The 26,335-nt window shown below is 69.4% G+C and carries 25 protein-coding genes; 6 read left to right on the top strand and 19 right to left on the bottom strand.

Features of this window, described 5'->3' with window-relative positions; translation table 11 throughout:
- The first annotated feature begins 68 nt into the window (after positions 1–68).
- Positions 69–338 (top strand): hypothetical protein, encoded by a 270-nt coding sequence (locus tag ACOZ90_RS07760; protein ID WP_422893084.1) that lies wholly within the window; start codon positions 69–71, stop codon positions 336–338.
- Between the two features lie 62 nt (positions 339–400).
- The gene (locus ACOZ90_RS07765; protein WP_422893178.1) at positions 401–1,060 is read left to right on the top strand and encodes a hypothetical protein; all 660 of its coding nucleotides are present in this window, start codon (positions 401–403) and stop codon (positions 1,058–1,060) included.
- A gap of 57 nt (positions 1,061–1,117) precedes the next feature.
- Here ACOZ90_RS07765 and ACOZ90_RS07770 read toward each other — a convergent pair whose 3' ends face one another.
- From ACOZ90_RS07770 to glmS, 4 genes are all read right to left on the bottom strand, one after another.
- Complete coding sequence (locus ACOZ90_RS07770) at positions 1,118–1,735, bottom strand: DUF938 domain-containing protein (protein ID WP_422893085.1); 618 nt, start codon at positions 1,733–1,735, stop codon at positions 1,118–1,120.
- Entirely contained in the window at positions 1,732–3,438 is a 1,707-nt protein-coding gene (locus ACOZ90_RS07775; RefSeq protein ID WP_422893086.1) for a M28 family metallopeptidase, read from the bottom strand. Before ACOZ90_RS07775 ends, ACOZ90_RS07770 begins: the two co-directional genes overlap by 4 nt.
- A 63-nt stretch (positions 3,439–3,501) precedes the next feature.
- Positions 3,502–4,215, bottom strand: a complete 714-nt coding sequence (locus ACOZ90_RS07780) for a winged helix-turn-helix transcriptional regulator (protein ID WP_422893087.1) — start codon at positions 4,213–4,215, stop codon at positions 3,502–3,504.
- 312 nt (positions 4,216–4,527) lie between these two features.
- Positions 4,528–6,360: a glutamine--fructose-6-phosphate transaminase (isomerizing) gene (glmS, locus tag ACOZ90_RS07785; RefSeq protein WP_422893088.1), complete on the bottom strand. Its 1,833-nt coding sequence runs from the start codon at positions 6,358–6,360 to the stop codon at positions 4,528–4,530.
- Positions 6,361–6,547: 187 nt separating this feature from the next.
- Between glmS and ACOZ90_RS07790 the strand changes: the two genes are divergently transcribed.
- On the top strand, positions 6,548–7,630 hold the full coding sequence (locus ACOZ90_RS07790) for an ATP-binding protein (protein WP_422893089.1): 1,083 nt from the start codon (positions 6,548–6,550) through the stop codon (positions 7,628–7,630).
- A gap of 172 nt (positions 7,631–7,802) precedes the next feature.
- On the opposite strand, the gene glmU is transcribed toward ACOZ90_RS07790, so the two are convergent.
- Positions 7,803–9,173, bottom strand: a complete 1,371-nt coding sequence (gene glmU / locus ACOZ90_RS07795) for a bifunctional UDP-N-acetylglucosamine diphosphorylase/glucosamine-1-phosphate N-acetyltransferase GlmU (protein ID WP_422893090.1) — start codon at positions 9,171–9,173, stop codon at positions 7,803–7,805.
- 83 nt (positions 9,174–9,256) lie between these two features.
- Here glmU and ACOZ90_RS07800 point away from each other — a divergent pair, with 83 nt between their 5' ends.
- A complete protein-coding gene (locus ACOZ90_RS07800; protein ID WP_422893091.1) occupies positions 9,257–9,640 on the top strand; it encodes a GtrA family protein in 384 nt (127 codons plus the stop codon).
- Here ACOZ90_RS07800 and ACOZ90_RS07805 read toward each other — a convergent pair.
- The 13 genes from ACOZ90_RS07805 to ACOZ90_RS07865 form a co-directional block, all read right to left on the bottom strand.
- Entirely contained in the window at positions 9,614–10,780 is a 1,167-nt protein-coding gene (locus tag ACOZ90_RS07805) for a DmpA family aminopeptidase (RefSeq protein ID WP_422893092.1), read from the bottom strand. The two genes, ACOZ90_RS07800 and ACOZ90_RS07805, sit on opposite strands and share 27 nt — an antisense overlap.
- Before the next feature lie 154 nt (positions 10,781–10,934).
- Positions 10,935–11,357: a F0F1 ATP synthase subunit epsilon gene (locus tag ACOZ90_RS07810; protein WP_422893093.1), complete on the bottom strand. Its 423-nt coding sequence runs from the start codon at positions 11,355–11,357 to the stop codon at positions 10,935–10,937.
- A gap of 12 nt (positions 11,358–11,369) precedes the next feature.
- Positions 11,370–12,779, bottom strand: coding sequence for a F0F1 ATP synthase subunit beta (gene atpD / locus ACOZ90_RS07815; RefSeq protein ID WP_422893094.1), 1,410 nt, complete (start codon positions 12,777–12,779; stop codon positions 11,370–11,372).
- A 42-nt stretch (positions 12,780–12,821) separates the two neighbouring features.
- Positions 12,822–13,685: a F0F1 ATP synthase subunit gamma gene (gene atpG, locus ACOZ90_RS07820; RefSeq protein ID WP_095207385.1), complete on the bottom strand. Its 864-nt coding sequence runs from the start codon at positions 13,683–13,685 to the stop codon at positions 12,822–12,824.
- Between the two features lie 47 nt (positions 13,686–13,732).
- Positions 13,733–15,298: a F0F1 ATP synthase subunit alpha gene (gene atpA / locus ACOZ90_RS07825; protein ID WP_422893095.1), complete on the bottom strand. Its 1,566-nt coding sequence runs from the start codon at positions 15,296–15,298 to the stop codon at positions 13,733–13,735.
- 78 nt (positions 15,299–15,376) lie between these two features.
- Entirely contained in the window at positions 15,377–15,898 is a 522-nt protein-coding gene (locus ACOZ90_RS07830; protein WP_422893096.1) for a F0F1 ATP synthase subunit delta, read from the bottom strand.
- A gap of 4 nt (positions 15,899–15,902) precedes the next feature.
- Entirely contained in the window at positions 15,903–16,373 is a 471-nt protein-coding gene (locus tag ACOZ90_RS07835) for a F0F1 ATP synthase subunit B (protein WP_422893097.1), read from the bottom strand.
- Between the two features lie 114 nt (positions 16,374–16,487).
- On the bottom strand, positions 16,488–16,769 hold the full coding sequence (gene atpE, locus ACOZ90_RS07840) for a F0F1 ATP synthase subunit C (RefSeq protein WP_422893098.1): 282 nt from the start codon (positions 16,767–16,769) through the stop codon (positions 16,488–16,490).
- A gap of 79 nt (positions 16,770–16,848) precedes the next feature.
- The gene (gene atpB / locus ACOZ90_RS07845; protein ID WP_422893099.1) at positions 16,849–17,643 is read right to left on the bottom strand and encodes a F0F1 ATP synthase subunit A; all 795 of its coding nucleotides are present in this window, start codon (positions 17,641–17,643) and stop codon (positions 16,849–16,851) included.
- A gap of 28 nt (positions 17,644–17,671) precedes the next feature.
- On the bottom strand, positions 17,672–18,049 hold the full coding sequence (locus ACOZ90_RS07850; RefSeq protein ID WP_422893100.1) for a hypothetical protein: 378 nt from the start codon (positions 18,047–18,049) through the stop codon (positions 17,672–17,674).
- Between the two features lie 324 nt (positions 18,050–18,373).
- Positions 18,374–20,299 (bottom strand): N-acetylmuramoyl-L-alanine amidase, encoded by a 1,926-nt coding sequence (locus tag ACOZ90_RS07855; RefSeq protein WP_422893101.1) that lies wholly within the window; start codon positions 20,297–20,299, stop codon positions 18,374–18,376.
- 203 nt (positions 20,300–20,502) lie between these two features.
- Positions 20,503–22,359, bottom strand: coding sequence for a dihydrolipoyl dehydrogenase (lpdA, locus tag ACOZ90_RS07860; RefSeq protein WP_422893102.1), 1,857 nt, complete (start codon positions 22,357–22,359; stop codon positions 20,503–20,505).
- A complete protein-coding gene (locus tag ACOZ90_RS07865; protein ID WP_422893103.1) occupies positions 22,356–23,816 on the bottom strand; it encodes a dihydrolipoyllysine-residue acetyltransferase in 1,461 nt (486 codons plus the stop codon). Before ACOZ90_RS07865 ends, lpdA begins: the two co-directional genes overlap by 4 nt.
- A 223-nt stretch (positions 23,817–24,039) precedes the next feature.
- On the opposite strand from ACOZ90_RS07865, the gene ACOZ90_RS07870 reads away from it, so the two are divergent.
- Complete coding sequence (locus tag ACOZ90_RS07870; protein WP_422893104.1) at positions 24,040–24,669, top strand: OmpW/AlkL family protein; 630 nt, start codon at positions 24,040–24,042, stop codon at positions 24,667–24,669.
- A gap of 66 nt (positions 24,670–24,735) precedes the next feature.
- Here ACOZ90_RS07870 and ACOZ90_RS07875 read toward each other — a convergent pair whose 3' ends face one another.
- On the bottom strand, positions 24,736–25,635 hold the full coding sequence (locus ACOZ90_RS07875) for a DMT family transporter (protein ID WP_422893105.1): 900 nt from the start codon (positions 25,633–25,635) through the stop codon (positions 24,736–24,738).
- 110 nt (positions 25,636–25,745) lie between these two features.
- On the opposite strand from ACOZ90_RS07875, the gene ACOZ90_RS07880 reads away from it, so the two are divergent.
- Entirely contained in the window at positions 25,746–26,297 is a 552-nt protein-coding gene (locus tag ACOZ90_RS07880; RefSeq protein ID WP_422893106.1) for a DUF1415 domain-containing protein, read from the top strand.
- The last annotated feature ends 38 nt before the right edge of the window (positions 26,298–26,335 follow it).

The following is a 26,335-nucleotide window of genomic DNA, read 5'->3' on the forward strand; positions in this document are numbered from 1 at the left end:
TGAAGGGCCGCCGGAGCAGCGGCAAGGAGGCGGTATATATTCGAAGCCCCACGCAAGGAGAGACTGCAATGCTTTCGACCAAACGACAGATGACGACGGTGCGTATGCTCGGCGTGGCGGCTGTTGCCGCCGTGGGCCTTGCCGGCTGCGCCACCTATGACGCCGAGTTCGCAACGATCAACTCGCGCCTCGACCAGCTCGACAGCCGGGTGCAGGGGGCGGCCCAGAGCGCCGAATCCGCCAACCAGTCCGCCCAGCAGGCCAACCAGCGGCTGGATCAGATCGAAAGCCGCGTCCAGCAGCTCGAAACGGCGCCGCGCCGGACGCCGCGCGGCTAACCGCTTTGCATCGTCCGATCCGCACCGGTATCCCCCGCGCGCCGCGCATCACCCGCGGCGCGCTGGTATTGGCGCTGGCGTGCGCCGGCTTCGGCCTCGCCAACGCGGGGGAGGCCGCCGCCCAGCCGGCGGTCGCCGCCGACCAGCTTCCGCCAGGCCAGGACGTGTCCGACACGGTGATCGAGCTTGCGGGCTGGGTGGTCGCAAGCAATGACAGCCAGGGCTATCCGTTCGCGATCATGGACAAGGACGCGGCGCAGATCCTGGTGTTCGACGGTGACGGCCGGCTGCGCGGTGCGGCACCCGGGCTGTTCGGCTCGGCGACGGGGGATCACACGGCCCCCGGCATTGCCGGACTGGCGCTGCGCGAGATCCCGGGCCGGGATCGCACGACGCCCGCCGGCCGCTTCGTGGGCGGCTACGGCCCGTCGATCGACGCCGGGCGCGTGCTGTGGGTGGACTACGATTCCGCGGTCTCCATCCACCCCACCGCCACCGGCGTCCCGTCCGAAAATCGCCCCGAACGCCTGGCCTCGGCTTCGCCCGACGACAACCGCGTCACCCATGGGTGCATCAACGTCGAGCCGGGGTTCTACGAGCGGATCATGCAGCCGACGTTCGAACGGGGCGGCGTGTTCTACATCCTGCCCGATACGATGTCGCTGGCGGAGGCCTTCCCCGAGTTCGCGCAAAGCCGTGCGAATGCAAAAGACGGCGGGTAACGCGCTCAACGCCCACATCGAATAGCGCCAGGGAGCCAGACAGGCGCTCTGGCCCGCTCAGGCCGGGCGCCGCCAGGCCAGGCAGCGGTTGTTGGCGGGCATGGCGATATCCGCCTCCAGCCGCAGGCCCGCTTCGCCGGCCAGCGCATCGACCGCCTCGATGTCGCGGATGCCCGACTGCGGATCGCGCGCCTTCAGCCACGCATCGAACTCGCGGTTGCTGTCGCTGGTGTAATCGCCGCCATAGCTGAAGGGGCCGTACGCCACCAGGGTGCCGCAGGGCGCATCGGCCAGCGCCTGCCCCACCCCGCGGAAGAAGGCCTGCACCCCGTTCCAGCCCATGATGTGCAGGGTGTTGGCGGTGAACACCGCGTCCGCCCGTACCACCGGCCACGGCTGCAGCACGTTCAGCGCCAGCGGCGCCGGCGTGTTTGGCAGGCGCGCTTCGTCCAGCCAGGCGCGGATGCCCGGCAGGTTGTCCGCCACGTCGCTCGCCTGCCACTGCAGCCACGGCATGGCCCGGGCGAAATACACCGCGTGCTGGCCGGTGCCGCTGCCGATCTCCAGCACCCGCCGGCGGTCGGCGAAGTGCTCGCGCAGCACTTCGAGGATGGGATCGCGGTTGCGGTCGCAGGCGGGGGCGTGGGGCAGCGGCCTGGAAACGCCGTTGCTCAACGCACCCGCTCCGCCGCGCTGGCTTCGCGCGCGGCGCGGAACTCGCTGTCCTCATCCCACGCGGGCCAGGCGTCGGCGTTGGCGACGTCGCGCAGCAGCCGCAGCACCACTTCGGTGTCTTCGGTCGGGCCGCGCATGTCCCACCAGTCGCCGAACTCGTCGCCGGGCTGGTGGTAGTGCCTGTCGAAATATTCGGCGCGCGCGGCCAGGCCGCCTTCCACGCCGCCGTCGAGCTGATCCATGCCGGGACCGACGGTGATCGCCGGCACGCCGGCCTGGGCGAAGGCGAAGTGATCGGCGCGGTAGAAGAAGCCGGCCTCCAGGTTCGGGTCCGGCGAGTAGCCGCGGCCCAGCGCTTCGGCGGCGGCCACCAGGTCGCGCTCCAGCGACACCTTGCCCAGGCCCCAGCTGGAGATGTCGCGGGTCGGCCCGTCGGGGCTCCACATCTCCATGTTGATCGCGGCGGCGGTAGTGGCCAGCGGGCGCAGCGGGTTGGCCGCGTACCAGGTGGCGCCGAGCAGGCCGCTCTCCTCCGCGGTCAGGGCGATGAACAGCACGCTGCGCGCCGGCGGCGAGCCTTCGGCCATGACCCGTGCGATCTCGATCATCGAGGCGATGGCGGTGGCGTTGTCGACCGCGCCGTTCATGATCGCGTCGCCATCCGCGTCCGGCTCGCCGATGCCGAAGCTGTCCCAGTGGCCGGACACGATCACGGTCTCGTCGGCGCGCCCGCCTCCGGGCAGCAGACCGAGCACGTTGTCGGTGCTGATGCGGCCGCGCTCGACCTGGAACGCGGTGGAGAACGTGGCATCTCCCAGCGCGTGGGCGCGGAAGCCGTGCTGCTGCGCGGCGCGTTTTGCGTCTTCGAAGTCCAGCCCGGCATCGGCGAACAGGCGCTCGGCCGTGGCGCGCTGGATCCAGCCACGCACCCGCAGGTGATGCTCGGCGGCGTCCTCGCGCACGATGTCGAACTGCGGCGCCGCGCGCCCGTTGCGCACGGTGGCCCACGGGTACGCCGCCGGCTCGGTCTCGTGCACGATCAGCACACCCGCCGCGCCGCGCCCGGCCGCCTCGAGGTACTTGTAGACCCAGCGCCCGTACCAGGTCATGGCCGGGCCGCCGAAGCGGCCGGGTTCGGTCTCGAAGTCCGGGTCGTTGACCAACACCAGCACCAGCTTGTCGGTGACGTCCATGCCGGCGTAGTCGTCCCAGTCCAGCTCCGGCGCGGTGATGCCGTAGCCGGCGAACACCACCGGCAGGTTCCGCAGGTCGACATTGCCGTCCGGGTGCAGGGTCTCCAGCGCGATGTCCTCGCCGTTGGCCAGCTCCCGGGTTTGGCCGCCGACCGTGAACGACGCCGCCACCGGCCCGGCGATCTCCGTGCGCTCCAGCGTCACCGCCTGTGTCCAGCCGCCGTCCTCGCCGGCCGGCTGCAGCCCGACGGCGGCGAACTGCTCGCTGATGTACGCAACCGTCTTTTCCTCGCCCGGGGTGGCCGGCGCGCGGCCTTCGAATTCATCGGAGGCGAGAATGCGAAGGTGCGCGGCGAGGTTGTCGCCGCTGATTTCGCCCGGCGCCACCTCGGCCGATGGCGTATCCGGGATAACCGGCGCGGCCGCGTCCAGCGGCGCCTCGTTGCCGCAGGCTGCCAGCGCCAGGCCCGCCAGGGCCGCGGCGAAGGTGCGCAGGGGAATACGCGTCATCGCATCGCTCATCCGGTTCAGGGACAACCATTGTGCCCCAGCCGCCGGTCGCGATGCGGCGGGTCAGGGGCCGCCTTCCGGCCCTTCCGGCTCCAGCTTGGGCGGCAGGGCGAAGCAGTCGATGAAGCGCCGCGCCAGCCTGCGGCCGCCCTGCAGGCGCAGCCGGCCGTCGGCTTCGGCCTGTTCCAGCGGGTGCTTGCCGTAGACCAGGGTGGCGAAGGTGGTGGTGTCGGTGTCGAACACCACGTCGGCGGCTTCCGGCTCGCCGCGGGCGATCTCCAGGCCGTCCGGCGACAGCCGGCCGACGAAGACGCTGTCGGAAAAACGAAAGCCCACGGTCATCGACAGCGGCTTGCGGTCGGGCCTGAGCATGGTTCGCAGCGACAGCATCGCCGACACCGGCGAGAGTGGCAGCATCGGGTCGTGGCACGGCGAGCGCACCGCCCAGCGTCCCATCGCCTGGAAGATCGGCTCCGCCTCCAGGCCCCACCCGGTCAGCTCATAGACCTGGGCCGCGGCCGGCGGCGGCAGCTTGCGCCGACGCACGATCCCCGACCGCTCCAGTCCTTCCAGCCGCTGGGTCAGCACGTTGGCGCTGATGCCGGGCAGGTCGGCGCGCAGGTCGGAGAACCGGCGCGGCCCCAGCATCAGCTCGCGCATCACCAGCAGCGCCCAGCGCTCGCCCACGAACTCCAGCGCCAGCGCGGTGCCGCAGGCGTCCTGGTACCAGCGCTTCGGCGCGCGCCCTGCGGCTATCGTTTTCTTTTCCAACTTCATGGTTGTTTTTTATAACTTTCAGCGAATATCATCAAGCCTGCGCCCGGAGGTAGTCCCAAGTGTGATGTGTGCCGGCAAGAAAATACAAAGCAATCCTGCGCTTATGCCGAGGGGACGGATCTCCCAATGCGTGAATGGCGTCGAGCATGGCCTGATCACTTGGCAGGCCGTTTATGTGCATGGTCCGGATGTACTGACTCCAGACCGGCTCGTCAGGCATGGGGTGGCACCGAATCAGGCTTGTCGCCACAGACTTCGTTATTTTCTACAGACTTAATTTATTAGGTTCACCTCAACACCCGCTTCTAGCGGCTACTCCACCGTCACCGACTTGGCCAGGTTCCTCGGCTTGTCCACGTCGGTGCCGCGGGCCAGCGCGGTGTGATACGCGAGCATCTGCACCGGGATGGTGTGCACGATCGGGCTGAGCACGCCGATGTGGCGCGGCGTGCGGATCACGTACACGCCCTCGGACTCGCCGAACTGGCTGTCGGCGTCGGTGAAGACGTACATCTGGCCGCCGCGCGCGCGCACTTCCTGGACGTTGGACTTCACCTTCTCCAGCAGCAGGTCGTTGGGCGCGATCACCACCACCGGCATCTGGTCGTCCACCAGCGCCAGCGGGCCGTGCTTGAGCTCGCCGGCCGGATAGGCCTCGGCGTGGATGTAGGAGATTTCCTTGAGCTTGAGCGCGCCTTCCATCGCAATCGGGAAGTGCACGCCGCGGCCCAGGAACAGCGCGTGGTCCTTCGCCGCGAAATGGCCGTGGGCCCAGGCCTTCACCTGCGGCTCCAGGTTCAGCGCGTGCTGCACGCTGCCGGGCAGGTGGCGCAGGTCTTCCAGGTACGCGGCCTCCTTGTCCTCCGGCAGCCGGCCCTTGAGCTTGGCCAGGGTGACGGCAAGCGCGAACAGCGCCACCAGCTGGGTGGTGAAGGCCTTGGTGGAGGCCACGCCGATCTCGGCGCCGGCGCGGGTCAGGAACACCAGCCGGCTCGCGCGCGGGATGGTGCTCTCGGGCACGTTGCAGATCGACAGCGTGCGCTCCTGGCCCAGTGATTTGGCGTACTTGAGCGCCTCCATGGTGTCGAGCGTTTCGCCCGACTGGGAGATGGTGACCACCAGGTGCTTCGGGTTGGCCACCGCATTGCGGTAGCGGTACTCGCTGGCGATCTCCACGCTGCAGGGAACCCCGGCGATGTCCTCGATCCAGTAGCGCGCCACCGAGCCGGCGTAGAAGCTGGTGCCGCAGGCGAGGATCTGCACGCCCTCGATGTCCTTGAGCACGTCCTCGGCGTCGGCGCCGAACAGCTCGGGCACGAACGCGCCGGCGTCGATGATCGCCTCGATGGTGTCGCCCAGCGCGCGCGGCTGCTCGTGGATCTCTTTTTGCATGTAGTGGGCGTGCGGGCCCAGCTCCAGCGAGGCCAGCGAGACGTCGGACAGGTGCTCCTGGCGATCGATGGTGGCGCCATCGGCATCGAAGACCTGCACGCCGGCGCGGGTGAGCTCGGCGGTGTCGCCATCTTCCAGGAAGATCACCCGGCGCGTGGCCTGCACGATCGCCGAGACGTCGGAGGCGATGAAGTTCTCGCCTTCGCCCAGGCCCACCAGCAGCGGGCAGCCCATGCGCGCAACCACCATGCGGCCCGGCTCCTTGCGGCTGACCACGGCCAGCGCATAGGCACCGTGCAGCTCCCTGGCCGCGCGCTGCAGCGCGGCCAGCAGGTCATCGCCACCTTCCAGGTAGTGATGGATGAGGTGGGCGATGACCTCGGTGTCGGTCTGCGACTCGAACGCGTAGCCGAGCGCCTTCAGCCGCTCGCGCTGCTCCTCGTGGTTCTCGATGATGCCGTTGTGCACCAGCGCCACGCCGTGGCTGATGTGCGGATGGGCGTTGGACTCGGTGACGCCGCCGTGTGTGGCCCAGCGGGTGTGGCCGATGCCCAGGCTGGCCTGGAGATTCTCATCGACGGCGGCGGCTTCCATTTCCGACACGCGGCCGGTGCGGCGCACGCGGCGGATGTCGTCGCCCTCGACCACGGCGATGCCGGCCGAGTCGTAACCCCGGTATTCCAGGCGCTTGAGTCCTTCGACCAGGACGGGGACGACATCGCGATCGGCAATCGCACCAACAATTCCACACATGGAGACAGCACTTCCCTTGTTCGCAAGGCGCCAATTGTAACCGCAGCGGGTGTCCGGGCGGACGCGTCCGCGGCCCGGACGGACACCGCAGGAGCGATAAAAAATACTGCTCAATCAACATCTTGGATACTGGCATGCATCCTGCGTAGTTCCAAGGGCCACGCCCCTGACGACAGCTGAAGCAACAATGCCACGACCCGGACAGATCCAGGACACCTCCGCCCAGGACACGGTGCTGGACACTGCGCCCACGCCGCGCCAGCGCCTGCAGCGCTGGCTGCTGCCGGCGGTGGGCGCGCTGGTGGTGCTGGGGCTGCTGGCATGGACGATCTCGGCCTGGAGCGCCGGCGCCCGCTCCCATGACGGCGCGCGGATCCGCGTGGCCGAAGTGGCGCGCGGCGGCCTGGTGCGCGACATCGCCGCCGACGGCCGGGTGATCTCGGCCAACAGCCCCACCCTGTACGCGATCGCCGGCGGCACGGTGAGCCTGCAGGTGGTCGCCGGCGACCGGGTGGAGCGGGGCCAGGTGCTGGCCGAGATCGACAGTCCGGAGCTGCGCAGCCAGCTGGTGCAGGAGCAGTCCACCCTGGCCAGCCTGGAGGCCGAGGCCGACCGCGCGGACCTGGATGCGCGCATCGTCCGATCCAGCGCGCGCAAGCTGGTGGAGCAGGCCGAAGTGGAGCGCGTGGCCGCCCAACGCGACGTGGAGCGCTACGAGCGCGCCTTCGAAGGCGGCGCGGTGGCCGAGGTCGACCTGGCCCGCGCGCGCGACCGGCTCAAGAGCGCGCAGATCGGGCTGGAGTCGGCCAACGAGGACTACAGCCTGCAGGGCCAGGGCTCGGGCCTGGACACCCGCAACCGCCAGCTGCTGGCCGAGCGCCAGCGCGCGGTGGTGGCCGAAGTCCAGCGCCAGGTCGATGCCCTCACCCTGCGCTCGCCGTTCGAGGGCCAGGTCGGCCAGGTGCAGGTGGAGCAGTGCCTGATCAACCTGCTGCGCAACGCCCACGAATCCGGCTCGCCGGCCTCGCAGGTGCGGCTGGAGCTGCGCCGGCTGCCCGACGCCTGGCGGATCGAGGTGCTCGACCGCGGCAGCGGCATGAACGATGCCGTGCTGGCCAACGCGCTGCTGCCGTTCTACTCGACCAAGCGCAACGGCACCGGCCTGGGCCTGGCCCTGGCGCGCGAGATCTGCGAGGCCCACGGCGGCCGGATCGCCCTGCAGAACCGCGAAGGCGGCGGGCTGAGGGTCGGCCTCACCTTCCCGGGCTGAAAACCGGACGGGATGATCGGCCCTGACGGATGATCGGCCCTTGGGGGTAGGAGCGCGTCTTACGCGCGAAGCCGCGTGACGGATCGCGTGGGACGTGGCTTCGGATGCCGCACCGGTTCCGATGCTTCGCGCCGCGCCAGCGTTCACGCGGCTTCGCGCGCATGGCGCGCTCCTATTTCTTCTTCGGGCGTTCCCAGCCTTCGACCGTCGTCTGGCGGGCGCGGGCGATGGCCAGGGTGTCGTCCGGCACGTCGGCGACGATGGTGGAGCCGGCGGCGGTGGTGGCGCCCTTGCCGATGGTCACCGGCGCCACCAGCGAGGCGTTGGAGCCGATGAAGGCGCCGTCGCCGATCACCGTCTTCGACTTGTTGGCGCCGTCGTAGTTGCAGGTGATGGTGCCGGCACCGATGTTGGCGCCCGCGCCGACGGTGGTATCGCCCAGGTAGGTGAGGTGGCCGGCCTTGCTGCCCACGCCCACGACGCTGTTCTTGATCTCCACGAAGTTGCCCACCATCGCGCCGTCGGCCAGCACCGTGCCCGGCCGCAGGCGCGCGAACGGGCCGATGCGCACCGCGCCCTCGGTCACCGCGCCCTCCAGGTCGCAGTGCGCCCGCACCTCGGTGCCCAGGGTCAGTTTGACGTCGCGCAGCCGGCAGAAGGGCCCGATGCGCACCCCATCGCCCAGTTCCACCCGGCCTTCGAGCACCACGTCCACGTCGATTTCCACGTCGTTGCCGACGATGACCTCGCCGCGGATGTCCACCCGCGCCGGGTCTGCGAAGCGCACGCCCCGGCGGCACAGTTCACGCACCTGGCGCAGCTGGAACGCGCGCTCCAGCTGGGCCAGCTGCCAGGGGTCGTTGGCACCCTCGGCCTCCACCGGGTCGTCGATCATCACGATCTCGGCCGAACTGAATTCGTCCGCGGCCAGGGCGAACACGTCGGTCAGGTAGTACTCGCCCTGGGCGTTGTCGTTGGACACCGCGCCCAGCCAGCGCTTGAGCGCGGTGGACTCGGCGGCGAGGATGCCAGTGTTGACGATGCTGATGGCGCGCTGTTCGTGGCTGGCGTCCTTCTCCTCCACCACTGCCGCCACGTGTCCCTCCGAATCACGCACCACGCGGCCGTAGCCGGTGGGATCCTGAAGTTCGGCCACCAGCACCGCCAGCCGCGTTTCGCGCTCGTCGGCGACCAGCCTGCGCAGGGTATCGGTGGTGATCAGCGGCACGTCGCCGTACAGCACCAGCACTTCGGCGCCGTCCGGAACCGCAGACAGCGCCTGCTGCACGGCGTGGCCGGTGCCCAGGCGCTCGGCCTGCTCGGCCCACTGCAGGCCGGCCTGGCCTTCGAATGCCGCCTGCACCTGGTCGCCGCCGTGGCCGTACACGATGTGGATGGCCGCCGGGCCCAGCCCGCGCGCGGCATCGACCACGTGCGCCAGCATCGGCCGGCCGGCGACCTTCTGCAGCACCTTGGGCAGCGTGGAACGCATGCGCTTGCCTTCGCCGGCAGCGAGGATGATGACGTGGAGGGGTGCGCTCATGACGGCTCCGTGCAGGTTGAATGCGGGATTCTAACGGGGTGCGCTGCTAGGATGCCGCGATTCCCTGAAGGCGCCCTCAATCCTTGAGCCTGCTGCGGCAATCGCGTTCCTACCTGGTGATCGGTGGCCTGCAGTGGCTGCTGGACTGGACGGTGATGGTGGCGCTCAGCCACGCCGGGATCCCGGTGCGCCAGGCCAACGTGGCCGGCCGCGTGTGTGGCGCCCTGCTCGGCTTCTGGGCCAACGGCAAGATCACCTTCGCCGGCGAGGACACCGCGCTGGGGCGCGTGCAGCTGCAGCGCTTCGTCGTGCTGTGGATCGGCACCACCATCGTCAGCACCTGGGCCATCGGCCGGGTGGACGACGTGCTCGGGCTGAAATGGGCCTGGCTGGCCAAGCCGCTGGTGGAGCTGGGCCTGGCGGCGGTCGGGTTCACGCTGTCAAAGCACTGGGTCTACCGGCGCTGAGGCGCGCACCATCGGCAGCACCAGCTCCAGCGGCAGGGCCGGCACGGTGCCGCGGTGGCCGCGGATGGTTTCGGCACGGAACATCGAGTTGAGGATCGCCTCCTCGGTGGCCTCGGCCACGGCCACGAACATCCCGGTCATGGCGTCATTGGACAGCGTGGCCGGCGCCAGCACCGCAAGTCCCGGCGCGCGCCGGCTCTGGCGGGCGGTGGAGAAGGCGATCACGTAGTCACCCGAGCCGTTGGACATCGAAGCACCGGTGCGCGCCAGGCCAACGATCGCGCGCGAGGCCAGGCGCCCGAGCTGGCGCGCATCCAGCGGCGCGTCGGTGGCGACCACGATCATGATGCTGCCGTCGCCATCGGCGACGGGGGTCTCGCCCCCGGACTGCAGGTAATGCGCCGGATCGGGAAGACGGCCCCCGACCGGCACGCCCGCCACCACCAGTTCGCCGCCGTAGTTGCTCTGCACCAGCACGCCCACGGTGTACTCGCCGCCGGTGGCGGGAACCCGCCGCGAGCTGGTGCCGATGCCGCCTTTCCAACCGAATGCGACCGTCCCCGCGCCCGCGCCCACTGCGCCCTCGCGGACATCATCGATGGAAGCCGACTCCAGCGCCCGCACCACGTGCTCCGGCCGCAGCGGCCGGGCGCGGATGTCGCTCAGGAAGCCATCGTTGGTCTCGCCCACCACCGGGTTGACCGAGCGCACCTGCTCCATGCCCGGCCGCGCCAGCTGCCAGTCCACCATGGCGTCGGCGGCCTTCCACACGCCGAGGGTGCCGGTGAGCAGGATCGGCGTCTCCAGCTCGCCCAGCTCGCGCACCTGGGTCACGCCGAGCAGCTTGCCGAAGCCGTTGGCGACGTGGATCGCCGCCGGCACCCGCTCGTGGAACAGGTCGCCGCCGTGAGGCAGGATCGCGGTGACGCCGGTGCGGATCGTCCCGTCTTCGTCATCCAGGGTCGCGTGGCCGACGGCAACGCCCTCCACGTCGACGATGGCGTTGCGCGGGCCGGTGGGCAGGGTGCCGATGACCACGCCGGCGTCCCTGGCACGCGGACGTTCGCCGGGGGCCATGTCCTGCGCCTGGGCTGCCAGAGGCGCCAGCGCGACGGCCAGCAGGAGCAAAAGCCGGATCATCCCGCGAACCTAGCCCCCGACACGAAGATCCGCAACCACGGGTAGGAGCGCGCCATGCGCGCTCCTACAGAGGAGAGGCAATCCGGAGGGTTGCCGGGAAAAGAAAACGCCGGCGCGGGGCCGGCGTTCGGACGGGGTGCAACTGCCCGTCGCCTCAGTGCTTGAGGTTCTTGCGCAGCCGCTCCAGCGCCTGCAGCTGGGCGGTGATCTCGGCCAGCTTCTGCTGGGCCTCGGCGATGTCCATCGCCTCGCCGCGGCCGGCGAGCACGCGCTCGGCCTCTTCCTTGGCCGCCTTCACCGCGGCCTCGTCGATCTCGTCGGCGCGGATCGCGGTGTCGGCCAGGATCGTCACCACCTGCGGCTGCACCTCCAGGATGCCGCCGCCGATGGCGAAGTCCAGCTTGCTGCCGTCGGCCTGGGTGACCACGACCTTGCCGGGCTTGAGGCGGGTGATCAGCGGCGCGTGGCGCGGGGCGATGCCCAGCTCGCCCATCTCGCCGGTGGCGACGACGAGCGTGGCCTCGCCGCGGAAAATCTCGGCCTCGGCGCTGACGATGTCACAGCGGATGGTGGTCATGGGCCTGCCTTCTTACGCCTTCTCGGCGATCTTGGCGGCCTTCTCGACCGCCTCGTCGATGCTGCCGACCATGTAGAACGCCTGTTCCGGCAGGTGGTCGTACTCGCCCTCGACGATGCCCTTGAAGCCGCGGATGGTTTCCTTCAGCGGCACGTACTTGCCCGGCGAGCCGGTGAACACCTCGGCCACGTGGAAGGGCTGGCTGAAGAAGCGCTCGATCTTGCGCGCGCGCGACACGGCCTGCTTGTCCTCTTCGCTCAGCTCGTCCATGCCCAGGATCGCGATGATGTCCTTGAGCTCCTTGTACTTCTGCAGGGTCGACTGCACCTTGCGGGCGACCTCGTAGTGCTCGGTGCCGATCACGTTCGGATCCAGCTGGCGCGAGGTGGAATCCAGCGGATCCACCGCCGGGTAGATACCCAGCGAGGCGATGTCGCGGCTGAGCACCACGGTCGCGTCCAGGTGGGCGAAGGTGGTGGCCGGCGACGGGTCGGTCAGGTCGTCGGCGGGCACGTACACGGCCTGGATCGAGGTGATCGAGCCGGTCTTGGTGGAGGTGATGCGCTCCTGCAGCACGCCCATTTCCTCGGCCAGGGTCGGCTGGTAGCCCACCGCCGACGGCATGCGGCCCAGCAGCGCCGAGACCTCGGTGCCGGCCAGGGTGTAGCGGTAGATGTTGTCCACGAACAGCAGCACGTCCTTGCCCTTGCCGCTGGCGTCCTTCTCGTCGCGGAAGTACTCGGCCATGGTCAGGCCGGTCAGCGCGACGCGCAGGCGGTTGCCCGGCGGCTCGTTCATCTGGCCGTAGACCATCGCCACCTTGTCCAGGACGTTGGAGTCTTTCATCTCGTGGTAGAAGTCGTTGCCCTCGCGGGTACGCTCGCCCACGCCGGCGAACACCGACAGGCCCTCGTGCGCCTTGGCGATGTTGTTGATCAGCTCCATCATGTTGACGGTCTTGCCCACGCCGGCGCCGCCGAACAGGCCGACCTTGCCGCCCTTGGCGAACGGGCACATCAGGTCGATGACCTTGATGCCGGTTTCCAGCAGCTCGTTGGCCGCGGACTGATCCTCGTAGGACGGCGCGGCGCGGTGGATTTCCCAGTTGGCGCTGGCGTCGACCGGGCCGGCCTCGTCGATCGGGCGGCCGAGCACGTCCATGATGCGGCCCAGCGTGCCTTCGCCGACCGGCACCGAAATGGCGCTGCCGGTGTTGGTGGCCACGAGGTTGCGCTTCAGGCCGTCGGTGGAACCCAGCGCGATCGTGCGCACGACGCCGTCGCCCAGCTGCTGCTGCACTTCAAGCGTGATCTCGGTGCCGTCCACCTTCAGCGCGTCGTACACGTTCGGCACGCTGTCGCGCGGGAACTCGACGTCGACGACGGCGCCGATGATCTGGACGATCTTGCCCTGGTTGCTCATTTGTGGAACTCCACTGACTCTGTTTGATTCGTTGATGATTGATCAGACCGCCGCCGCGCCGCCGACGATCTCCGAGATTTCCTGGGTGATCGCTGCCTGCCTGGCCTTGTTGTAGGACAGGTTGAGGGTGTCGATCAGCTTGTTGGCGTTGTCGCTGGCGGCCTTCATTGCCACCATGCGCGCGGCGTGTTCGGAGGCCACGTTCTCCATCACCGCCTGGTACACCAGCGATTCGATGTAGCGCGTGAGCACGTGGCCGAGCACGCCTTCCGGATCCGGCTCGTAGATGTAGTCCCAGTCGTGCCGGGCCACCTTCTCCTCGGAAGCCGGCAGCGGCAGCAGCTGGTCGAACGCAGCGCGCTGCACCATCGTGTTCACGAAGTCGTTGTAGACCAGGTACACGCGATCCACGTTGCCTTCGTTGTAGGCGTCGAGCATGACCTTGATCACGCCCACCAGTTGCTCCACCTGCGGGGTGTCGCCCAGGTGGGTGACGGTGGCGAGCATGTTCACCTTGATCCGGCGGAAGTAGGTGGTCGCCTTCTGGCCGATGGTGACCAGGTCGACCTCCACCCCGTTCTCCTGGTGCTTGCGGAACTCGCCCAGCAGCTTGCGGAACAGGTTGTTGTTCAGGCCGCCGGCCAGGCCGCGGTCGGACGACACGATCACGTAGCCGACCCGCTTCACGTCCTCGCGCTCGACCAGGTACGGGTGCTGGAACTCCGAGTTGGCCTGGGCCAGGTGGCCGATGAGCTGCTTCATCGCGCGCGCGTACGGGCGCGACTCGCGCATGCGCTCCTGCGCCTTGCGGATCTTGGAGGCCGAGACCATTTCCAGCGCGCGCGTCACCTTGCGGGTGTTCTGCACGCTCTTGATCTTGGTCTTGATTTCTCTGCCGCCTGCCATCTAACTCGCTCCGCTCGTCGGGGTTACCAGGTACCAGCCACGCCGGTTCAGTACGAACCGGTCTTCTTGAAGTCCTCGATGCCGGCCTTGAACGCGCTCTCGATCTCGTCGTTCCAGGCGCCGCTGTCGTTGACCTTCCCGATCAGCTCGCCGGCGGTGTTCTCGAAGTGCGCGTGCAGCGCCTCCTCGAAGCTGCCGATACGGTTCACCGGCACGTCGTCCATGTAGCCCTTGTCAACCGCGTAGATCGACAGCGCCTGGTGGAACACGCTCATCGGCGCGTACTGCTTCTGCTTCATCAGCTCGGTCACGCGCTGGCCGCGCTCGAGCTGCTTGCGGGTGGCGTCGTCCAGGTCGGAGGCGAACTGGGCGAAGGCCGCCAGCTCGCGGTACTGGGCCAGGGCGATACGGATGCCGCCCGACAGCTTCTTCATGATCTTGGTCTGGGCCGAGCCACCCACGCGCGACACCGAGATGCCGGCGTTCACGGCCGGGCGGATGCCGGCGTTGAACAGGTCGGTTTCCAGGAAGATCTGGCCGTCGGTGATCGAGATCACGTTGGTCGGCACGAACGCGGACACGTCGCCGGCCTGGGTCTCGATGATCGGCAGCGCGGTGAGCGAGCCGGTCTGGCCCTTCACTTCACCCTTGGTGAACTGCTCCACGTACTCCTCGGACACGCGCGCGGCGCGCTCGAGCAGGCGGGAGTGCAGGTAGAACACGTCGCCCGGGTAGGCTTCGCGGCCCGGCGGGCGGCGCAGCAGCAGCGAGATCTGGCGGTAGGCCACGGCCTGCTTGGACAGGTCGTCGTACACGATCAGCGCGTCCTGGCCGCGATCCATGAAGTACTCGCCCATGGTGCAGCCGGCGTAGGCGCTGATGTACTGCATCGCAGCCGACTCGGACGCGGTGGCGGCGACCACGATGGTGTGCTCCAGGGCGCCGTTCTCTTCCAGCTTGCGCACGATGTTGGCAACCGTGGAGGCCTTCTGGCCGATCGCCACGTACACGCACTTGATGCCGGTGCCCTTCTGGTTGATCACCGCGTCGATGGCCAGGGCGGTCTTGCCGGTCTGGCGGTCGCCGATGACCAGCTCGCGCTGGCCGCGGCCGATCGGAATCATGGAGTCGACGGCCTTGTAGCCGGTCTGCACTGGCTGGTCGACCGACTTGCGCCAGATCACGCCCGGCGCCACGCGCTCGACCGGCGCGCTGAGCGCGGCGTCGACCGGGCCCTTGCCGTCGATCGGCTCGCCCAGAGCGTTGACCACGCGGCCCAGCAGCTCGGGGCCGACCGGCACTTCCAGGATGCGGCCGGTGGTCTTGGCGGTGTTGCCCTCGCTCAGGTGCTCGTAGTCACCCAGCACCACCGCGCCGACCGAGTCGCGCTCCAGGTTCAGCGCCAGCGCGTAGGTGGCGGTGCCATCGGCGGTCGCCGGCAGTTCGATCATCTCGCCCTGCATGACGTCGGCCAGGCCGTGGATGCGCACGATGCCGTCGGCGACCGAGGTCACCGTGCCTTCGTTGCGGGCCTCGGCGGACAGCTTGACCTTGTCGATGCGCGAGCGGATCAGCTCGCTGATTTCGGAAGGGTTGAGCGTGGTGGTTGCCATTGCGTCTTTTCCTGTGGGGTCGGCCCGGAGGCCGCCGTTGGTGGCGAGCCGGGCCCGCCCTTCGTTATCTGTGATGGTTCAATGCGCCAGCGCCGACTGCAGGCGCCCGAGCTTGCCCCTGAGCGAGCCGTCGATGACCACGTCGCCGGCAGAAATGACCGCGCCGCCGATCAGGCTTTCATCGATGGCGGTCTCCACCTGCACCTCGCGGCCGAAGCGGCGCTTGAGCGCGCCGCGCAGCTGCTCCACCTCGGCCTCGGGCAGCTCGGCGGCCGAGGTGATCGTGGCCAGCACCACCTGCTCGTCCTCGGCACGCAGCTGCTCGAACATGCCGGCGATCTCCGGCAGCACCGGCAGCCGGCCGTTGTCCGCCAGCTGGGCCAGGAAGGCCGCGAACTTCCCGTCGGCGCCCTCGGGCGCCAGCAGCTCGACCGCCTGCTGACTGGCCAGGGCCGGATGCGCCAGCAGCGCCTCGACCCCGGGGTCGGCCGCCACGCGGGCGGCGAACGCCAGTGCCTGCGACCACTCCGCGGCCTTGCCGTCTTCGCGCGCGACCGCGAAGGCGGCGCGTGCATAGGGGCGGGCGATGGTGGTGGACATGGGCTCAGATCTCCGCGGCGAGTTCGTCAAGCAGCGCCTTGTGGGCGCCGGCGTCGATCTCGCGCTTGAGCAGGCGCTCGGCGCCGCTCACCGCAAGCAGCGAGACCTGCTGGCGCAGCTCCTCGCGGGCGCGGGTGGCCGACGCCTCGATCTCGGCATCGATCAGGGCCTTCTGGCGCAGGCCCTCGGTGACCGCCTCGGCCTTGGCGGCCTCCACGATCTGGGCACCGCGCTTGTGCGCCTGGTCGATGATCTCGTTGGCCTTGGTGCGCGCGGCCTTGAGCTCGGCGTCCGCGGTTTCCTGCGCCTGGGCCAGCGCACGCTGGCTGTTGTCGGCCGCGGCCAGCCCTTCGGCGATCTTCTTCTGCCGCTCCTCGATCGCATTGAGCAGCGGCGGCCACACGAAGGTGGCGATCAGCCAGATGAAGCCTGCAAAGGCCAGCGCCTGGGCGATTAGGGTCAGATTGATACTCATCGTCGTGCTCTGCCTGTACTCGGGGCGCCCCTGGCACGAATGCCGGGGCTGTCCGTGTTGCGACCGGACAGGCCCTGTGGCCCGTCCGGCGCTCGTTGCTCCGGAACCTTCCGGTTACGGGGCCAGGCCACCCACCAGGAACGGGTTGGCGAAGGCGAACAGCAGGCCGACCGCGACGCTGATGATGAACGGGGCGTCGATCAGGCCGGCGGTGATGAACATGCGGACCTGCAGCACCGGGATCAGCTCCGGCTGGCGGGCGGCGGACTCGAGGAACTTGCCGGCCATGATGGCCATGCCCAGGCCGGCGCCCAGCGCGGCCAGTCCGACCATGAGGCCCACGGCCATTGCGGTCGAGGCCTGGACGGAAGCGATGAGTGCGAGTGCGGTTTCCATGGTTGTCTCCAGAACGGCTTGCTAGTTGGAAGTTGAGGTGAGGGGTGGAACTGAATCGAAACCGGGATGTTGCGACCGGTCAGTGGGAATCCTCGGCGAGGCTGAGGTAGACGATCGACAGCATCATGAAGATGAAGGCCTGCAGCGGCACCACCAGGATGTGGAAGATCATCCAGCCCAGGCCGAACACGGCGCCGCCGAGCACGCCCAGCAGGGCCGAGCCGCCGAGCACCCAGATCAGCAGGAACACGATCTCGCCGCCGAACATGTTGCCGAACAGACGCATCGCCAGCGAAATCGGCTTGGAGATCCACTCGACGATGTTGAGGATGAGGTTGAACGGCAACATCCACTTGCCGAACGGGGTGACCAGGAAGTCCTTGGTGAAGCCGCCGATGCCCTTGGCCCGCAGGCCGAAGAACAGGGTCAGGAAGAACACGCTGATCGACAGGCCGAGGGTGGCGTTGACGTCGGCGGTGGGCACCGGCTTCCAGTAGCCCACGCCGAGCAGCTCCAGCGGCTTGGAAATGAAGTCCGCGGGGATGAACTTCATCATGTTCATCAGCAGGATCCAGAAGAACAGGGTGATCGCGATGGGCGTCACCAGCTTGCTGGAGCCGTGGTAGGTGTCGCGCGCCTGGCGGTCGACGAACTCGAGCAGGATTTCCACGAAGGCCTGCCACTTGCCCGGCACGCCGGCGGTGGCCTTGCGGGTCGCGGCCCAGAACATCAGGTACATGATGCCGCCCAGCACCAGCGCGCCGACCACGGTGTCCACGTGCAGCGTCCAGAATTCGCCCTCGCCCACCGACGCGGTCAGGTTGGCCAGATGGTGCTGGATGTAGCTGGAGGGGGTGAGTGTTTCAGCCGCCATGAGTCAGATGATCCTGCCAGTCAACGATTCAGGGCCTGGGCGCCGGCCCGGCCATTGCAAGCAGCTGCGCCACCAGGGCCACAACCACTCCCACCAACATCGGCAGCGGCGGGAGGCCTGCGAGCGCAATGCCCAGCAGCAGCACACCCACGACCACCACCCACTTCACCGCCACCCCCGCCATCAGCCGCGCCAGCGCGACCGTGGACGGGCTGATGCCGCCCCCCAGCGCGATCACGCTCGACAGCCAGGCGCCGGCCGCGATCGCCGCTCCACCCACCGCCACCGCCGCGGCCCATTCAGCCCCCCTGGCCAGGAACGCGAGCGCTGCCACTGCGACCGCAGCGGCCTGCCAGATGATGGCGCGCCGTGCCAGGCGCCGACCTTCGGCGGCGAACGTGATCACTTGAGGATTCCGGAGGTTTGAAAGGGGCCGAACCCAGCAAAACGGTCCGGTCGAGCCGCGGAATTATAACAGCCGACACGAACCGGTCACAACCGCCGGCAGTCCTGCGCCCGGAAGCACGAATTCAGGGAACTTCCGCGCCAGGCGCCTGTCTGACCCCGTGTGCCCGATCTGGCGCACTTCCTCGTCGGTCCAGCCCCAGATCGCCACCCGAGCCCCGGCCCTGCTGGGGCTCGCTCTTTTCCGGCCCCGCGCCCACGGGTTCCCGTGACGGCCAGCGCCCCGGTGGCGACCGGGGCGCTGGCGTAGGCGCGGCCCGGGCGATCAGTTGTTGATCTGCACGTCGTCGATGTACACGTTGACGTCGTAGCTGGTCTGCGCCCGGTACAGCCAGATCGCATCCAGGGTCACGGTGCCCGCGGTGATCGCGCCGTTGCCGCCGACCCAGGCGTTCCACTGCGCGGCGTCGGCCAGGTTCCACTGCACGTACGTCCACTGGTTGGCCGGCAGCGCGCGGCTGACCGAGCGCTCGGTGCCGTCGCTGTCGTCGATGCCGACCGCCACGCTCATGCCGCTGCCCGCCGCGAACGCCCAGAAGCCGACCCGGCCGTTGGCACGGCTGAGCGACACGTTGCTGGCCGGGCGGCCGGCGCCCGAGAGCAGGCGCACCGACCAGTTGGCGCTGCTGTTGGGGTTGTCGCGCAGCAGAACCCGCAGCGAGCAGTTGCCGTTGCGGCGGATGGTGCAGCTGCGGGTAGCACTGGAAGCGGTGGAGATGCCCACCGTGCTTCCGGAGTACGCCGGGCTGGTGTTGAAGTGCCCGACCGTGCTTTCAAACGAATCCAGGATCCTGGTGCTGCCGCCGCCACCGCCCGGGTTGAGCAGGTTGTAGTAGTGGCCCCAGTTCCAGTTGATGCCCGGGTCGGTGTGGGTCTGGCCGCTGTAGTGCTGGTGGCCCTTGATCCGCACGCTGGTGGGCAGCACGTTGATGCCGCTGCTGGGCGCGCCGCGGTAGGCGCTGGAGCAGCTGATGCCGCTGAAACGCGCGCACCAGTGCCGCACCAGCGCCGCCGAGGCGTTGTACATGGCGCTGGTGTACCAGCTGCTGTTGTTGACGTAGCCCTCGTGCTCGATGCCCAGCGTGTAGCCGTTGTGGTTGCGCACGTGCCAGCCGGTGTGGGCGTCGCGGACCATCTGGGTCACCTGGCCGTCGGAGCTGCGGATCACGTAGTGGGCGCTGACGTTCGCCGCCGGGTTCTTGAACCAGGAGATGGTGCCGGCATAGGTGCCCTGCGCGGTATGGATGACCGCGGCGCTGGCCGCGGCGCTGCGCGATGCGGTGTAGTTGGACGAATGTGCCGGATTCCAGATCGCCGGGCCGTAGTCGGTGCTCAGCGGCTGCTCAAGCCCGCGCGGGGCGCCGCTGGCGGTCGGCTGGCGCACCAGCTGCTCGCTGACCGGATCGACCGCATAGTCGCCCGCTTCGATGCGGTCGGCGGCCGCGTCCAGGCGCACGAACGGGGCGTTCAGCGCCACCAGCATGTCCGGCTCGAACGCCTGCTCCCACGCCACCTCGCGCATCGGCACCACCATGCCCTTTTCGTCCACGCCGCGATCCAGCGCCAGCAGCACGTCGAAGGCGAAGCTGGCGCGCGCGTAGTCGTCGATCGCGCCGCCATCAGGCGCCGCGGAGAGGCCCGCATAGCGGGCCAGCTCGGGGGCCATGGCTTCCAGCCCGTCGACCTGGCGGCCGCGCAGCTGGCGATCCAGCAGCGCCGCGGCGGCCAGCACGTTGGTGGCCGGGTCATCGCGAACCTGGTCGGCGGGGACGCCCAGCAGCGCCGCCGCCTCGCCCACCTGGTCGGCGAAGCCCTCGCCCGCATACAGCCCCATCAGGCCGTGGGCACGGGGCATGTGGTGGTGGCCATGCATCGGCTCGTCCGCCGCTGCCGCGACGTGATGCCAGCGGCTCTGGACGAAGGCGATGGCCTCCAGGGTGCCCCGCGGAATCGACGGATAGGCCCGGTATGCGCGGGCGAAATAGGCGGGATAGGCCGCGCGCTCGGCCCGCAGCCGGGCTTCCTCCTGGCGCAGGTGCTGCAGCAGCTGCGGCTGGTACTCCACGGCCTCCCCGGCCGGGCCGGGCCTGTCCAGCCTGTCCTGCGCGTGCAGGTCCTGCGCGGATACAGCGAACACGGCCACCCCGGACAGCAGTGCGGCGGCCAGCACTTCCCTGGTACGTGTCTCCATGATCTTCCCTCTGCGCGAATGCGCCTGGTCGATCCCCCCCGCCCCGGAAGCGGCGGCTGCCGCCCGTACCCATCCGATACGCCCGCCGCGACCGCGGCGACAGCTGGGGAATTCCCTAGAGATCACGGAAACGCGAAGCCGGTCACCCGGCCACGTGACCGGGCGCGTGAAACCGGCCTCCCGAGGCCGGCGTCGGGCCGGCGTTATTTCTTGCGGGGCACGTACAGGTCGGTGACGGTGCCCTCGTAGACCTCGGCGGCCATCGCCACCGATTCGCTCAGGGTCGGGTGCGGGTGGATGGTGTGGGCGATGTCGGCGGCCTCGGCGCCCATCTCGATCGCCAGCGCGGCCTCCGAGATCAGGTCGCCCGCATGCGGGCCGACGATGCCGGCGCCAACCACGCGCTTGGTGGCCTCGTCGAACAGCAACTTGGTGAAGCCTTCGGTGCGGCCGATGCCGATGGCGCGGCCGCTGGCCGCCCACGGGAACTTGCCGACGCCCAGCTTCAGGCCCTTCTCCTTGGCCTCGGCCTCGGTGATGCCCACCCAGGCGATCTCCGGGTCGGTGTAGGCCACCGACGGGATCACCCGCGCCACCCATTCCTTCTTTTCGCCGGCCGCGACTTCCGCCGCCAGCTTGCCCTCGTGCGTGGCCTTGTGGGCCAGCATCGGCTGGCCGACGATGTCGCCGATGGCGAAGATGTGCGGCACGTTGGTGCGCATCTGCGCGTCGACGTTGATGAAGCCGCGCTCACCCACGCGCACGCCGGCCTTGTCGGCGTCGATCTTCGCGCCGTTGGGGCTGCGGCCCACCGCCACCAGCACCCGCTCGTAGCGCTTGCGCTCGGGGATCGAGTCGCCCTCGAAGGTGACCGCGATGCCGTTCTTCTGCGCCTTGGCCTCGGTCACCTTCGTCTTCAGGTGCACCGCCACGCCCTGCTTCTTGAGCCGGGCCGCCAACGGCCTGACCAGGTCGGCGTCGGCGCCCGGGATCAGCTGGCCCGCCAGCTCGACCACGGTCACCTCGCTGCCCAGCGCCTGGTACACGGTGGCCATCTCCAGGCCGATGATGCCGCCGCCCACCACCAGCAGGTTCTTCGGCACCTCCGCCAGCTCCAGGGCGTCGGTGGAATCCATGATCCGCTCGTCGTCCCACGGGAAGCCGGGCAGCTTCAGCGCCTGCGAGCCGGCGGCGATGATGCACTGCCCGAAGCGCACAAGCTTGGTCTTGCCGTCACCGGCATCGACTTCGATCTCGTTGGCGGAGACGAATTTTCCGGTGCCCTGCACCACCTGCACCTTGCGCTGCTTCGCCATGCCGGCCAGCCCCTTGGTGAGCTGGCCGACGACGCCGTCCTTGTACTCGCGCAGCCTGTCGAGCGCGATCTTCGGCTTGCCGAACTCCACGCCGTAGTCGGCGGCGTGCTGTGCCTGGTCGATGACCGCGGCCGAATGCAGCAGCGCCTTGGACGGGATGCAGCCGACGTTGAGGCAGACCCCGCCCAGGGTGTCGTAGCGCTCGATGAGCACCGTCTCCAGGCCCAGGTCGGCGGCGCGGAAGGCGGCGGTGTAGCCGCCTGGGCCGGAGCCGAGCACCACGACCTCGCATTCCACGTCGGCCTTGCGGCCCGAGGACGGCGCGGCCCTGACCGGGTCCGGCTCGGCCGGCGCGCGGTGCGAGGTGGCCACCGGCGGCTTGCCGGGGCCGGCCTTGTCGCCGGCGTCCTTCGCGGGGGCTTCGTCCTTGTCCTGGTCCTTGTCTTCGCCCTTCGCCTTGTCCGCGTCCCCACCGCCGGAATCGTCGCCGGACGATCCATCGGCGCCGTCGGCCTCGAGCACCGCCACCACCTGGCCCTCGGAGACGCTGTCGCCCTCCTTGACCCGCAGTTCCTTGACCACGCCCGCCGCCGAGGACGGCACTTCCATGGTGGCCTTGTCCGATTCCAGCAGCACCAGGCCCTGGTCGACCTCCACGGTGTCGCCGGGCTTGACCAGCACCTCGATCACCGGCACGTCGGAGAAATCGCCGATGTCCGGGACCTTGACCTCCACCGCGCTCACAGCAGCACCCGGCGCATGTCGGCCAGCAGCTGCCCCAGGTAGGTGGTGAAGCGCGCCGCGGCGGCGCCGTCGATCACGCGGTGGTCGTAGGACAGCGACAGCGGCAGCACCAGCCGCGGCCGGAACTCCTTGCCGTCCCAGACCGGCTTCATCTCCGACCGGGACACGCCGAGGATGGCCACCTCCGGCGCGTTGACGATCGGGGTGAAGTGGGTGCCGCCGATGCCGCCCAGCGAGCTGATCGAGAAGCAGCCGCCGGACATGTCGGCCGGGCCGAGCTTGCCGTCGCGGGCCTTCTTCGCCAGCGCAGAGGTTTCCTGGGCGATCTCGATCACGCCCTTCTTGTCGCAGTCGCGCACCACCGGCACCACCAGCCCGTTCGGGGTGTCGGCGGCGAAGCCGATGTGGAAGTACTTCTTCATCACCAGGGTCTCGCCGGAGGCGTCGAGCGAGGCGTTGAACTGCGGGTACTTCTGCAGCGCCGCCACGCTGGCCTTCATCAGGAAGGCGAGCATGGTGAGCTTGATGCCGGCCTTCTCGTTCTCCCGGTTGAGCTGCTTGCGCAGTTCCTCCAGCCCGGTGATGTCGGCGTCGTCGTGCTGGGTGACGTGCGGGATCATCGCCCAGTTGCGCGCCAGGTTGGCGCCGGAGATCTTCTGGATCCGCGACAGCGGCTTTTCCTCGACCTCGCCGAACTTGCTGAAGTCGACCTTCGGCCACGGCAGCAGATCCAGCCCGCCGCCGCCACCGGCCGCAGCCGCCCTGCCGGCGCCGCCGGCCAGCGCCGACTTGACGAACTTCTGCACGTCCTCGCGGGTGATGCGCCCGCCGCGCGCGCTGCCTTCCACCTGGCCCAGGTTGACGCCCAGCTCGCGTGCGAACAGGCGCACCGCGGGGCTGGCATAGGGCACCTTGTCGGGCAGCACCGCGGCCGCCTCGAAACGCACCGGCGGCGCGCCGCCGCCGGCCGGGGCATGATCCATCGCCGCCTTGGCGATGTTGTCGGGCCGGCTGCCGGGCGAGGCCGGCTCGACCGCCGGGTCGTCCTGTTCGGCCGCCGGTGCCTGGCCTGCGGGCTCGGCGCGCTCATCGGTGCCTCCGGGCTGCGCGGATCCGGCCTTGCCATCCCCGTCCTTGCGAGCCTTGTCCCCGTCGCCGTCTTTTCCGGCCTTGCCGCCGTCATCGGCCCCGGCAGCATCTTCGCCACTGTCCTCACCACCGGCCTCGATCGTGGCCACCAGCGCGCCCTCGGCGACCTTGTCATCGACGGAGACCTTGATCTCCTTGACCACGCCGGCGAACGGCGAGGGCACTTCCATCGTGGCCTTGTCGGATTCGAGCAGCACCAGGCCCTGATCTTTCTCGACCGTATCGCCGGGCGCGACCAGGATCTCGATCACCGGAACACCATCGAAATCACCGATGTCGGGTACACGCGCTTCTTTCAGCTCGGCCATGCGGCTTCTCCGCCAGAACAGGAGGGACAGGCTTCGTATTGTGGACGCATGCCGCCCGCCCGCCAACCGCGGCGCGCGCGTGCGGCGTTTCTGAAGCGGTTGTGAAAGCAGCCCTCCCGATTTAACGAATCAGCAAAGCGCGATTCACCCGGCGGCGGACAGGATGGCCCCGCGTGCCACCTCAGGCACGCAGCATTACCCATAACAACAGAGGACTCCCCACATGACTTCCTTCCCCACCAAACTGACCATCGCCGCCGCCATCACCCTGGCCGCCAGCCCGGCCGCATTCGCCCAGCAGGCCCAGGACAGCGACTACGGCGGCAAGCGCGTCTCGGTCGTCGGCGGCGTGACCCTGCTCGAGCCGCACAGCGACCCGGCCGAAGGCATCGACATCGACGGCGGCCCCGCCCCCACCCTCAGCGCCACCTGGCACGTGGACGACAACTGGGGCGTGGAGCTGTGGGGCGCGGCGGATCGCTTCAACCACCGCGTGCGCGGCCCCGAGGGCAAGATCGGCACGATCGAGCAGCAGCCGGTCGCCCTGAGCGGCCAGTACCACTTCGGCGAACCGGACATGACCTTCCGCCCGTTCGTGGGCCTGGGCGTGTACGAGTCCAACATCAGCAACGAGGACATCGCCCAGGGCGGCGACCACGTCGGCCTTGAGACCCCGCGCGGCGCCATCGGCACCGTGGGCGTGGACGTGAACATCACCCCGACCTGGTTCGCCCGCGCCGACGCGCGCTACATGCGCGCCCGCAGCGACGTCAACGTGGCCGGCCAGCCCACCGGCGAGGAGCTCAAGCTCGACCCGTGGACGGTCGGCGTCGGCCTGGGCGCGCGCTTCTGATCCCGGCGCACCCGCGCCATGGCAACACCGGCGGGGACGGCTGCGCGCCGTCCCCGCTTCATTGCCTCACAGCGGCTCCACCGGCGGGCGGTCGCGATCGGGATCCTTGATCCGGTCGCGGTGCAGCATGTAGATGCCGCTGGCGATGATGATGCCGGCGCCGATCCAGGTGGCGTTGTCGGGCAGCACGCCCCATACGGTCAGGTCCAGCAGCACCACCCACACCAGGCCGGTGTATTCCAGCGGCGCGAGCTGCGATGCCTCGCCCACCCGGTAGGCCCTGGTCAGGGCCACCTGGCCCAGGGCCCCGCTCACGCCCACCCCCAGGATCACCCACCAGTCGCCGGGCCGGATCGACACCCAGCCCGGAAGCGCCAGCAGGCCCGCGCCCACCGCCAGCATCGCCAGGAACCAGAACACCATCGCCTCGGTGCTGTCGTGCCGGGTCAGCACCCGCACGGTGATCGCCGCCAGCGCGTAACAGATCGCCGCCCCCACCAGCGCAAGGCCGGCCAGGCTCACCATGCCCTCGCCGGTGGGGCGCAGCACCACCAGCACGCCGAGCAGGCCGACCACGATCGCCGCCCAGCGCCGCGGCCCCACGTGCTCGCCCAGCAGCGGCACCGCCAGCGCGGTGATCACCAGCGGGGCGACGAAGGTGATCGCATAGGCGGTGGACATCGGCATCCGCGCCAGGCCGTAGACGAAGCCGGTCATCATCGCGATGCCCAGCGCGCCGCGCAGCAGGTGCAGCGGCCAGCGGATCGGCCACAGGGTGTGCATGCGCCGGCGCATCATGATCCACGCCACCACCAGCGGCAGGCCCACCGCGCCGCGCAGCGCGGCCACCTGCAATGGCGGATAGTCGGCGCCGAGCCACTTCATGCCGCCGTCCATGAGCGCGAACAGCCCCACGGCCAGCAGCATCAGCAGGATCGCGCGGCGGCTGGGGTCGGAAACGGACATGGGCCCTGATCGGCGCGGAACGGGCCGACAGCCTACCAGCAGCGGCCTGCGCCGCGCGCTGCAGCCGCCGCCGGCCTACCATGTTGCCTCTCCCGCCTGCGAGCCCGCCGATGACCACGCCCCGCGACCACGACGACCCCGTTGCCCGCACCCGGGAGTGGATGCAGCGCGCGGTGATCGGCCTGAACCTGTGCCCGTTCGCCAAGGCCGTGGCGGTGCGCGACCAGGTGCGCTTCGTGCTCAGCGATGCCACCACGCCCGAGGCGCTGCTGGAGGAGCTGGGGCGGGAGCTGGCGCACCTAAGCGATGCGGATCCGGCGCAGACCGACACCACCCTGCTGATCCATCCGCAGGTGCTGGGCGACTTCCTGGACTACAACGACTTCCTCGACCTGGCCGACGCGCTGGTGGAGGACATGGCGCTGGACGGGGTGCTGCAGGTGGCCAGCTTCCACCCGGACTACCGCTTTGCCGATGCCGGGGAGGACGACATCGGCAACTTCACCAACCGCTCGCCCTATCCCACCCTGCACCTGCTGCGCGAGGACAGCGTGAGCCGGGCGGTGGAGGCGTACCCGGATCCGGACGTGATCATCGAGCGCAACCTGGGCACGCTCCAGGCGCTGGGGCACAAGGGCTGGCGCAAGCTGTTCACCGACTGAAGTTCAACACATAAACATATGTTGATATGATGGCCCGC

It is taken from the genome of Luteimonas dalianensis (assembly GCF_049339425.1).
GTDB classification, from domain to species: domain Bacteria; phylum Pseudomonadota; class Gammaproteobacteria; order Xanthomonadales; family Xanthomonadaceae; genus Luteimonas; species Luteimonas dalianensis.

Bases quoted from the DNA above. Each gene is read 5' to 3' on its own strand.
- ACOZ90_RS07760 (WP_422893084.1), top strand. From the start codon at position 69: ATGCTTTCGACCAAACGACAGATGACGACGGTGCGTATGCTCGGCGTG.
- ACOZ90_RS07775 (WP_422893086.1), bottom strand. From the start codon at position 3,438: ATGACGCGTATTCCCCTGCGCACCTTCGCCGCGGCCCTGGCGGGCCTG.
- ACOZ90_RS07780 (WP_422893087.1), bottom strand. From the start codon at position 4,215: ATGAAGTTGGAAAAGAAAACGATAGCCGCAGGGCGCGCGCCGAAGCGC.
- glmS (WP_422893088.1), bottom strand. From the start codon at position 6,360: ATGTGTGGAATTGTTGGTGCGATTGCCGATCGCGATGTCGTCCCCGTC.
- ACOZ90_RS07790 (WP_422893089.1), top strand. From the start codon at position 6,548: ATGCCACGACCCGGACAGATCCAGGACACCTCCGCCCAGGACACGGTG.
- glmU (WP_422893090.1), bottom strand. From the start codon at position 9,173: ATGAGCGCACCCCTCCACGTCATCATCCTCGCTGCCGGCGAAGGCAAG.
- ACOZ90_RS07805 (WP_422893092.1), bottom strand. From the start codon at position 10,780: ATGATCCGGCTTTTGCTCCTGCTGGCCGTCGCGCTGGCGCCTCTGGCA.
- ACOZ90_RS07810 (WP_422893093.1), bottom strand. From the start codon at position 11,357: ATGACCACCATCCGCTGTGACATCGTCAGCGCCGAGGCCGAGATTTTC.
- atpD (WP_422893094.1), bottom strand. From the start codon at position 12,779: ATGAGCAACCAGGGCAAGATCGTCCAGATCATCGGCGCCGTCGTCGAC.
- atpG (WP_095207385.1), bottom strand. From the start codon at position 13,685: ATGGCAGGCGGCAGAGAAATCAAGACCAAGATCAAGAGCGTGCAGAAC.
- atpA (WP_422893095.1), bottom strand. From the start codon at position 15,298: ATGGCAACCACCACGCTCAACCCTTCCGAAATCAGCGAGCTGATCCGC.
- ACOZ90_RS07830 (WP_422893096.1), bottom strand. From the start codon at position 15,898: ATGTCCACCACCATCGCCCGCCCCTATGCACGCGCCGCCTTCGCGGTC.
- ACOZ90_RS07835 (WP_422893097.1), bottom strand. From the start codon at position 16,373: ATGAGTATCAATCTGACCCTAATCGCCCAGGCGCTGGCCTTTGCAGGC.
- atpE (WP_422893098.1), bottom strand. From the start codon at position 16,769: ATGGAAACCGCACTCGCACTCATCGCTTCCGTCCAGGCCTCGACCGCA.
- atpB (WP_422893099.1), bottom strand. From the start codon at position 17,643: ATGGCGGCTGAAACACTCACCCCCTCCAGCTACATCCAGCACCATCTG.
- ACOZ90_RS07855 (WP_422893101.1), bottom strand. From the start codon at position 20,299: ATGGAGACACGTACCAGGGAAGTGCTGGCCGCCGCACTGCTGTCCGGG.
- ACOZ90_RS07865 (WP_422893103.1), bottom strand. From the start codon at position 23,816: ATGGCCGAGCTGAAAGAAGCGCGTGTACCCGACATCGGTGATTTCGAT.
- ACOZ90_RS07870 (WP_422893104.1), top strand. From the start codon at position 24,040: ATGACTTCCTTCCCCACCAAACTGACCATCGCCGCCGCCATCACCCTG.
- ACOZ90_RS07875 (WP_422893105.1), bottom strand. From the start codon at position 25,635: ATGTCCGTTTCCGACCCCAGCCGCCGCGCGATCCTGCTGATGCTGCTG.
- ACOZ90_RS07880 (WP_422893106.1), top strand. From the start codon at position 25,746: ATGACCACGCCCCGCGACCACGACGACCCCGTTGCCCGCACCCGGGAG.